This window comes from Vibrio sp. YT-19(2023), from assembly GCF_033337395.1.
The window spans coordinates 1-1,094 of the sequence record NZ_JAWOQN010000155.1; the positions used below are offsets into that span (position 1 = coordinate 1).

The following is a 1,094-nucleotide window of genomic DNA, read 5'->3' on the forward strand; positions in this document are numbered from 1 at the left end:
CATTAGTTGAAATCGGCAAAGATGGCTTTATTGGGGCGGAACATATTGAGTTAACGGCGCCTCATGAAATGCGTATCGTTGAAGGCGAATTGGAACAAATTCTAGAGTGGGGCAAAACGGACCCGAAAAATGAAGATTATTTACTGGTGAGATTAATGGATAAACACGCCATTTTAAATCCGATGGATAAACTTCGTACGGTTTACCCGAATGTTTTGCACCTAGAGAAGCCAGGAATGCTAATTGGTGTCGAGCAAGAAATGGCGCAAGCTAAGCTCGCTCGCAGTGAAATTGACATGTTCAAAGATTTCTTTGCTGAAGCACAGGATAGTGAATTATCCAATGAGCAAGAGCAAGCAATCAGCGACATCATTAAGCAACTTTCACAGCAGTAAGGGCCAAATATGAAACCAATCAAACTCACGATGCAAGCCTTTGGTCCGTTTGCGAAAAAAGAAACTATTGATTTTGAAAAGCTTGGAAGTAATGCTTTATTTTTAATTAATGGACCTACTGGCTCAGGTAAAACCTCGATCTTAGACGCGATTTGCTTTGCGCTATATGGCGAAACCACTAGCAATGAACGTCAAGGGATCCAAATGCGCTGTGATTTAGCATCGCCACAGCTGCTAACCGAAGTAATTCTAGATTTCTCTTTGCATGGCAAAGTTTACCGAGTGACTCGCGCGCCGGAGCAAGAAGCTCCGAAAGCCCGTGGTGAGGGATTGACCGTTCGCAAACACACGGCGTCATTGTATGAATTGGGTGAGACAGAAAAACTCATCACCAGCAAAACGACCCAAGTTAAAACTGAGATCACTAATATTATCGGTTTGAACGAAACTCAGTTCCGTCAGGTTATGGTATTGCCTCAAGGTAAATTTCGCGAGCTGTTATTAGCAACCTCTAAAGAGCGTGAAGAGATCTTTGGCCAGTTGTTCGAAACGGATATCTACAAAAAGATTGAATACGCCTTAAAAGACAAAGCAAGCTCGATAAGCAAAGCAAAAGATGAGTTTGATAACCAAATTCGTGGCGCGCTTCAAGTTGCGGGAGTGACATCAGAAGCGGAATTAACAGAACAACGTGAAACG

2 protein-coding genes are annotated in these 1,094 nt (G+C 42.9%); both read left to right on the top strand.

Annotated features, from left to right (window positions below; translation table 11 throughout):
• The coding region (locus R7E78_RS24555; protein ID WP_318058399.1) for an exonuclease SbcCD subunit D C-terminal domain-containing protein at positions 1–395 on the top strand (395 nt) is incomplete at its 5' end.
• 9 nt (positions 396–404) lie between these two features.
• On the top strand, positions 405–1,094 hold a 690-nt coding region (locus tag R7E78_RS24560), incomplete at its 3' end, for an SMC family ATPase (RefSeq protein WP_318058400.1).